Source organism: Planomonospora algeriensis (assembly GCF_977012225.1).
Genome location: NZ_CDRNDK010000302.1, coordinates 1 through 8,142, shown reverse-complemented (window position 1 = coordinate 8,142; position 8,142 = coordinate 1). Strand labels below are relative to the sequence as shown.

The following is an 8,142-nucleotide window of genomic DNA, read 5'->3' as shown; positions in this document are numbered from 1 at the left end:
CGGGGCCGGCGCGGTCGCCGCCCGCGTGCTCGCGGACGAGCCGCCCGCCGCCCGCCCGGTGTCGTCGTCCTCGTCGGCCGACGCGGTGCCGTTCTACGGCGCGCACCAGGCGGGGATCACGACCCCCGCCCAGGACCGGCTGCACTTCGTCGCCTTCGACGTGACCACCACCGAGCGGGCCGAGCTGGTCGACCTGCTGCAGGAGTGGACGGCCGCCGCCGCGCGGATGACCCAGGGCAAGGACGCCGGCGCGTTCGGCGCGGTCGGCGGGCCCCGGAGGCTCCGCCGGACGACACCGGCGAGGCCCTCGGCCTGCCCGCCTCCGGTCTCACCCTGACGGTCGGTTTCGGCCCGTCGCTGTTCGACGAGCGGTTCGGGCTGGCCGGGCGGAAGCCGCCCGCGCTCGCCGACCTGCCCGCCTTCCCGGGCGACGGGCTGCTGCCCGAGATCTCCGGCGGCGACATCTGCGTCCAGGCGTGCGCGCACGACCCGCAGGTGGCCGTGCACGCGATCCGCAACCTCGCGCGGCTCGGGTTCGGCAGGGTGACGGTGCGCTACTCGCAGCTGGGCTTCGGCCGCACGTCGTCCACCTCCCGGGCGCAGGCCACCCCGCGCAACCTGATGGGCTTCAAGGACGGCACGAACAACCTCAAGCTCGAGGACACCGCGATGCTCCGCGACCACCTGTGGGCGGCCCAAGGCGACGGACCGGCTTGGATGGACGGCGGCGCCTACCTGGTCACCCGCAAGATCCGGATGCACATCGAGACCTGGGACCGCGCCCCGCTGGCGGAGCAGGAGGCGATCTTCGGCCGGGACAAGGGCGAGGGCGCCCCGCTCACCGGGAAGGCGGAGTTCGACGAGCCGGACTTCGCGAAGACCGGTCCCGGAGGCGAGCCGGTGATCCCCCGGGACGCCCACATCCGGCTCTCGCACCCCACCTCGCACGGCGGGGCGCGCCTGCTGCGCCGCGGCTACAACTACGTCGACGGCTCCGACGGCCTGGGGCGGCTGGACGCGGGCCTGTTCTTCATGGCCTACCAGCGCGACCCGCGCAAGCAGTTCGTCCCGGTGCAGAAGGCGCTGGCCGCCACCGACCCGCTCAACGAGTACATCAAGCACATCTCCAGCGGGCTGTTCGCCTGCCCGCCCGGAGTGGTGGACGCGAGCGACCACTGGGGGAGGACGCTCTTCGCCTGAGGCCCGCGCGACGTGGGCCGGTCCTGCGGTGCCGGTCCGCTGAGAAGTCCCGGGGGAAGTCCAGCGTTCGGCGGCAGATCGTCGCACCGCCGTAAATGCGATTACTTTACGTGCTTAATATGTGACAATGAGCGACGTGCCATCTCCCCGACACGACTCTCTCATCCATCTGTTCCGCGACCGCCCCGAACTGGCCGTGGAGATCCTGCGCGACCTGCTGGGACAGGAGCTGCCCGCCACCCCGCTGGTCCGGCTGGAGAACACCACCTTCAACACCCGGCCCTCCGACGACATCGAGGCGGACCTGGTCGTCGTCCTGGGGCCGCCGACCGCCCCCGCGCACGCGATCATCGTCGAGATCCAGCAGGACAAGTCGAAGAACCCTCGGCAGCTCGCCCGCTACGCCGCCGCGCTCTGGCTGTTGCTGGGCTGTGACGTCACCGTGCTGGTGGTCTGCCCCGACGCCAGGACCGCCGAGTACTACGCCCGGCCGGTCGACTCCGGCCTGACCGGTTACCGCTTGCAGGCCCGGGTGCTGGGACCGGACGGCGTCCCCGCCATCACCGACCCGCAGCAGGCCGCGGCCCGGCCCGAGCTGGCGGCGATGGCGGTCATGGTGCACGGCCGCGAGCGCAAGGTCGTCGAGGCGTTCGCCGCAGCGCTCGCGGAACTGCCCGACGATCACGCTCCGAAGTATTATGAACACGCTTACAGCATGTCCGCACCCGAAGTGCGGCGCCTCCTGGAGGAGATCATGACGTCCACCACCTGGCCGGTCTACAGCCCCTTCGCCCGTGAGCACTACGGCCGCGGTCTGGAAGAAGGCAAGGCGGAAGGCAAGGCGGAAGGAAAGGCGGAAGGAAAGGCCGAGGAGGCGGCCCGGTTGGTGCTGCTGGTGCTGGCCGCCCGCGGCCTGGAGGTGCCCGATGACGTCCGTGCCCGGATCACCGCCTGCGCCGACCTCGCCCGGCTGGAGTCCTGGGCGACCCGCGCGGCGACCGCCCTGGCCGTGCACGACCTGTTCGGCGAGACCGGCGGAGAGGACCGCTGACGGGCATCGTCCACGTGGCTCCGGTGACTTGTCTCCCCCTGCGACCGACCTGCGGCCGGGACGTCCGGGGCCATCGGCTCGCCCCACCGCGTGAGGACGATCCCGCGGTACCGGCGCTGAAAGAGCAGGTACCGTGCGACGCCCACCGGTGCTCATGGGCTCCGGTGGGCGTCTAGCGGCGTCGGCGGTTACGGGGCGTCGTAACCGAGGGTGTAGTTTCCGCTGCCGCGGTAGGAGTGGACGCGGTAGCGGTAGGTGCCGGCGGTGCCGTTGTAGGTCAGGTTCTCATCGGGGCCGGTGGAGGTGCTGCGGGCCACGATGCTCCAGCCGAAGGTGCCCCGCTTCTGCAGGTACAGGTCGAAGTCGGTGCCGTCGGGTCCGTCGAGGCAGGCGCGGTGCGTCCCGCTCGCGGTGGTCTGGAAGGAGCCTCCGTCGGGCTGGTACTGGCTGGCGCCGGAGCTCAGGGTTCCGGTCTTGATGGTCTCGAAGCCCTGGCAGGCGCCGCCGCCCGGGCCGTTGACGGTCAGGGTGAAGGTCGCGGTGCGGGTGGCGGTGGCGCCGGTGCCGGTGACGGTGACGGGGTAGGTGCCGGCGGGGGTGGAGGCGGCGGTGGCCACGGTCAGCCTGGCGGTGCCGCCGGCCTGGACGGAGGAGGGATCGAAGGAGGCGGTGGCGCCCGAGGGCAGGCCGGAGGCGGACAGGGCCACGGTCTGCGCGGAGCCTCCGGTTACCTGGGTGGAGACGGTGGCCTCGACGGAGCCGCCGGGGTCGGTGGAGGCCGCGGCCGGGGCGACCGAGACCGAGAAGTCGTTCCCGGACGAGCACGGGGCGTCGCTGCCCGCCACGTTGACCGCCGTCCAGGCCGCCTGGACGGTCCGATACTCGGTGGAGCAGCCGCCGTACAGGTCGGTGGCGGCGCGGAGCGTGTAGGCGCGGGCGGTGTTGGCCGGGTTGCCGTTGTTGACGTAGCGGGTGCTGGAGGTGAAGTAGGCGTCCAGTGCCCGGAACCAGATCTTCTCCGCCTTCTCCCTGCCGATGCCGGTCACGGCCGGGGCCGAGCCGCACACCGGCGAGGTGCCGTACGGGGTCGCCCCGGTGCCCTCGGCGAGGTTGAAGAAGAAGTGGTTGCCGACGCCGGAGGAGTAGTGGACGTCGACGCTCGCGGTGCGGGTCGACCAGCAGGCGTGCGAGCTGCCGTCCAGCGCGGGGTCGTACATGTAGCGGAGCGGGGTGCCGTTGCCCCTGATGTCGATCTCCTCGCCGACCTGGTAGTCGCCGGGGTCCGCGCTGCTGCCGGCGTAGAACTCGACCATGTTCCCGAAGATGTCGCTGGTGGACTCGTTCAGGCCGCCGGACTCGCCGGAGTAGGTCAGGTCGGCGGTGTTCTCGGTCACGCCGTGGGACATCTCGTGCCCGGCCACGTCGATGGCGACCAGCGGCCGGGAGTTGCCCGAGCCGTCGCCGTAGGTCATCTGGGAGCCGTCCCAGAAGGCGTTGACGTAGTTGCTGCCGTAGTGGACCCGGCTCGGCACGCCGCTCCCGTTGCCGAAGATGCCGTTGCGGCCGTGCACGTTCTTGAAGTAGTCGAACGTCTTCGCGGCGCCGTGGTGGGCGTCCACCCCGGCCGACTGCCGGTTGCCGTTGGAACCGGTGCCCCAGGTGTTGTCGGGGTCGGTGAACGTCGAGCACGTGCCGCTGGTGCGGTTGTTCATGTCGCACGTTCTGCCGTTGCCGCGGTCCGGGTCGACCATGGTGTACGAGCTCCCGGACTGCGTCGTGGAGATCGTGACGGTGCCGGAGTAGATCGAGTTCCCGGTCCCGTCGACCAGGGCGCTCCGGGCGGCCGTCGTGACGCCTTCGACGGCGGACCTGATCTCGTCGTAGGAGTCGATGACCTCCCCGGACTCGGCGTCGACGATCACGTGCAGCCGCGAGGGCGTCTGCCCGTCGGCGGCCCAGCCGCTGACCACGGTCTCCCAGGCCAGGCGGCCCTGCCCGGAGGACGCGTCGACGAACAGCTCCGGATCGGCGGCCTCGGTGATCTTCCCGGTGAACGCGCTCTTGGCCTTCCCGGCGGCGGTGGCGGCGGACACCTTCGGGCTGGTGCCGAGCGTCAGCGCCTCGGTGAGCCCGACCGAGGCGTCGGCGAAGGCGCCGTCGGGCCTCAGGTGGACGACGAAGTCGCCGCCGCGGACCCGCAGACCCCGGTAGGTCCGGTGGTAGCGGACGTGCGACGCGCCGTCGGCGTCCACCCGGACGGTCCGGACCTTGTAGTCGTCCTGGCCGGCCCCGCGGATCGCGTCGCGGTGCCGCTCGATGGCCTGCTCGGCCCTGGCCACGGCGGCCGCGTCTGCGGGCGATGGGGGTGGATCGGCGGAGGCGGGGGTGGAGGCGGCGAGTACGGTGGCCGCCGCCAGGGTGATCGCGACACCGGCCAGGGCCGGTGTCCGGAGGGACCCTCTCATGCTGTTCTCGCTCTCTGACGATGTGGGGGAACCGCGGTGGCGGCGTACGGCCGCCGCCGCGGACATCGATGCGAGACCTTCCGGCAGAGCCCGTCAGGATCCGCCGGCAGGGATCGCCGCGAACAACGCGGACGAAAGGTCCCATATCAGACAGAATTGGGTCAATATTTCCGACTTTTGTTGCAAACTTCTGTCGATCGGGAGCCGGAACGATCACATGATGTGCCGGTCGCCGAACGGAAGGTGAGGGAAGGCGCTTGCCATACCCCGAACCGGCAAGCACATCGGCAAGTGCACCGGCGGACGGGAGCGAGAGTGGACCGGCGGGCGGTTGCGAGCCGGAGGAGGGGCCGGGCTCCGCCGGGAAGGGGCGGCCCGAAAAGGGCTGGACCGGGCTGGAAGGAGCCAGCCTGGAAGGAGCCGGGCCGAAAAGGGCTGGGCCGGGCTGGAAGAGGCCGGGCCGGGAAGCGTGTGGTCTGCTCGCGGTCAGGGGAGGCTGCGGCCGAACGGGTCGATGAAGTCGCGCACGTCCGGCCGGCCGCTCCAGCGGGCCGCGAGCCTGCCGCGCAGTCCGCGTAGTTCCCGGCCGATCAGCGCGGTCGGTACGGCCGTCGCCTCGGCCAGCACCGGGAGGGCGACGGCCAGCGCCGCTTCCGGATCCCCGGCGCACGCGTGGCAGTCGGCCAGTCGCAGCGTGAACAGCAGCCTGGCGGGACGCATCCGCTCCGCGAGGCCGCTCAGCGACCGTTCCATCGCCTCGGCCGCCAGGCAGGCCGTCGACCGGTCCGCCGTCAGGGCGGCGATGTCACGCAGGGCGCCGCCGGTCCCCGACTCCAGATGGACCTCTCCGTCCGCCCCGCCCAGCCACGGCGCCTCGGTCAGGTCGCGTTCCCCCAGGCGGGACAGGCCCGCCCGGGCCCGGCCAGGTGCCGCCGGGATTCCAGTGCGTCGCCGCAGAGGGCGTGCGCCCGCGCCTCGCAGAGATCGGCCGCGACGGCCGTCCAGCGCAGGCCGGGATCGGCGGCCCTGATCGCGCGCGCGTACGCCAGTGCCGAAGGCGCGTCGTACTCCAGCCGGGCGACCGTGCTCATGTCGTAGAGGATGGTGGCGCACATCCCGACGCCGTCGGACATGGCGGCCCAGCCCAGCCCTTTGTGGAACCAGGCCATCGCCATCCCGTTCTGGCCGCGCTGCATCCGCAGCTCGCCGGCGAGCTGCGCGTAACCGGCGGCGAGCCGCCGGAGCGCCCGCCGGGACGTCCCCGCGAGCCCCTCCATGCGCCGCACGATCGCGTGGAGCGCCTGCTCGACCGCTGTGATCGTCTCCGGCGAGGTCCGCTCGGCGCCGGCGCGCCAGCAGGCCACCAGGAGCCCGCAGAGCACGTGGACGGTGTCGGAACCGGTGTCCGCCGGGAGATCGGTGGCGCAGAACGCGAGATACGCCGGGAGCGCGTCCGTCGGCGCGGGCACCGTACAGCCCTCGTCGTCGTGCAGAGGGCACTCGAGGCCGTGGCTGGGCAGGCGGCACGGCCAGCCGAGGAGGTCGGGGAAGACCGGGCCGGCGGGTCCGGTGTCCCCGCCGCCCCCGGCGTCTCTGCCGTCCCCGGGCAGCGGGCCGGGCCGGTCCCCGCCGACGGCCCAGGGCGCGGCGTCCGCGTCCTCGTGCCGGGAGACCGTGTAGACCGCCAGCAGCTCCCCACCGGCTCCGAGGACCTCGTCGAGGTGGCGCGCCAGCCGCGGTGACGGCTCGCGCCTGCCGCCCTCCAGCTTGCTGATGGCGCTGTGGTCGTAACCGACCCTGGTCCCGACCTGCGCCTGGGTGAGACCGGCGCGCTGCCGCCAACGGCGGAGCTGGCGGCCGAACTCGGCCCACGGCGTCAGCGCTCCAGGTGCGTTCGTCCGAGTGCCGACGACGTCCACCAGACCTCCCGCGCGCACGGAGCACACCGGGCGGCGCGATGTTTCACCACCCGGTCACCGAGGTGTCGGGATCGTAACACCCACCGTCCGCCGCTGATATGTGCCTTCCGCGCAGACCGGTCCTCCGGCTTTGAGGGAACGTGATCCTCTCGCGGGGGCGCACGCCGTACGGCACCGGCGCCGGTGTGCTCCCCGCGGGAGACCGGAACCGGGAGACCGGAACCGGGAGGACCGGAAGCCGTCCCGTGGAGCGGTCAGCCGTCCGCCGGGCGGAGGGCGGGTGCGATCAGTGCGGCGGCCAGGAACGCCGCGGCGAGGAAGGCCGCGGCGACCAGCAGCGCGGCCGGGTAGCCGACGGGGATCGCGAGGGCGCACAGGCCCACGCCCAGCGCGCCGCCGAGCATGCGCAGCGACTGGAACAGGGTCATGGCCCGGCCCATCAACTCCGGGCCGACGCCGTCGAACGCGGAGATCTGGACCGCCGTCACCGCGTGCCCGAGCACCAGTCCCACCGAGAACATGATCGCTCTCAGCGCCCAGGGGCCGGGGGCGGTCAGGGCCAGCGACGCGAACAGCGCCGCGCCGCCGAGCAGACCGAGCGCCGTCACCCGTCGCTCGCCCCACCGGGCGCAGACCCGGTCGACGGCGAACCCGGCGGCCATCAGCCCCAGCGCCTCGGGGAAGACCACCAGCCCGGCGTCCGAGGCCGAGGCGCCCAGCGCGTCCTGGTACATCAGCGGGAAGACGAAGAGCATGCCCATCAGGCCCGCCGCGGCCAGGGACGCCGCCGCGGCGCCGCGCAGGAAGCCGCGGTCCCTGAGCACCCACAGGGCCAGCAGGCCGCGCAGGTCGAACCGGTCCGCCGTACCGGCTCCGGGAGAGGGGACGCGGACGGCCGCGAGTCCCAGGAGCACCGCGGCCACGCCGAAGGGCACGTTGAGCAGGAACGCCCACCGCCAGGAGAGGTGGTCGGCCAGCAGCCCGCCGAGGACCGGGCCCAGCGCGGGCGCCAGCGCCGTCGGCACGACGATGTACCGCGACAGCCGCATGCGCTCCTCGGGGGCGTAGGCGGTGAACAGCATCGTCATGCCGGCCGGGGTCAGCACCCCGCCGCCGACGCCCTGCAGCACCCGGAAGCCCACCAGGGAGTCCAGGTTCCAGGCCAGCCCGCACAGCGCCGACGCCGCGGTGAACAGCGCCAGCGCGGCGAGGAACACCCGCGCCGCGCCGTACCGGTCGCAGAGCCATCCGGCGACCGGCATGGACACCGCCAGGCTGGCCAGGAAGGAGCCCTCCACCAGGTTGGCCGCGGCCGGGCCCACGCCGAGGTCGGCGGCGATGGAGAACAGCGCCGGGTTGACGATCGTCGCGTCCAGGCCGTTCATGCACATGGCCGTCACGTAGACGGCCAGCACGGCCCGGCGCCCGGCCCGGCCCGGCCCGGCCGGTCCGTCCGCCGTCGGCCCGTCGTCCGTCGGCCCGTCGTCCGTCGGCCTGTCGTCCGCCG

Annotated in this window: 7 protein-coding genes; 3 read left to right on the top strand and 4 right to left on the bottom strand. The window is 73.1% G+C overall.

Annotated elements, in window-relative coordinates:
• The 3 genes from ACWJ6R_RS25270 to ACWJ6R_RS25260 all read left to right on the top strand — a co-directional run.
• Positions 1-337, top strand: a 337-nt coding sequence (locus tag ACWJ6R_RS25270) for a Dyp-type peroxidase domain-containing protein (protein ID WP_449064619.1), incomplete at its 5' end; no start/stop codon positions are given.
• Positions 313-1,200, top strand: coding sequence for a Dyp-type peroxidase (locus tag ACWJ6R_RS25265; RefSeq protein ID WP_449064620.1), 888 nt, complete (start codon positions 313-315; stop codon positions 1,198-1,200). The genes ACWJ6R_RS25270 and ACWJ6R_RS25265, both read left to right, overlap by 25 nt.
• A 136-nt stretch (positions 1,201-1,336) precedes the next feature.
• The gene (locus ACWJ6R_RS25260; RefSeq protein ID WP_449064618.1) at positions 1,337-2,251 is read left to right on the top strand and encodes a hypothetical protein; all 915 of its coding nucleotides are present in this window, start codon (positions 1,337-1,339) and stop codon (positions 2,249-2,251) included.
• Positions 2,252-2,439: 188 nt separating this feature from the next.
• Here the strand turns inward: ACWJ6R_RS25260 and ACWJ6R_RS25255 are convergent, their stop codons facing one another.
• From ACWJ6R_RS25255 to ACWJ6R_RS25240, 4 genes are all read right to left on the bottom strand, one after another.
• On the bottom strand, positions 2,440-4,716 hold the full coding sequence (locus ACWJ6R_RS25255; RefSeq protein WP_449064617.1) for a M4 family metallopeptidase: 2,277 nt from the start codon (positions 4,714-4,716) through the stop codon (positions 2,440-2,442).
• A 486-nt stretch (positions 4,717-5,202) separates the two neighbouring features.
• Positions 5,203-5,469 carry a hypothetical protein gene (locus ACWJ6R_RS25250; protein ID WP_449064616.1) on the bottom strand — a complete coding sequence of 89 codons (267 nt, stop codon included), beginning with the start codon at positions 5,467-5,469 and terminating at the stop codon, positions 5,203-5,205.
• A 125-nt stretch (positions 5,470-5,594) separates the two neighbouring features.
• Positions 5,595-6,653: a helix-turn-helix domain-containing protein gene (locus ACWJ6R_RS25245; RefSeq protein WP_449064615.1), complete on the bottom strand. Its 1,059-nt coding sequence runs from the start codon at positions 6,651-6,653 to the stop codon at positions 5,595-5,597.
• A 236-nt stretch (positions 6,654-6,889) separates the two neighbouring features.
• On the bottom strand, positions 6,890-8,142 hold a 1,253-nt coding region (locus ACWJ6R_RS25240), incomplete at its 5' end, for an MFS transporter (protein WP_449064614.1).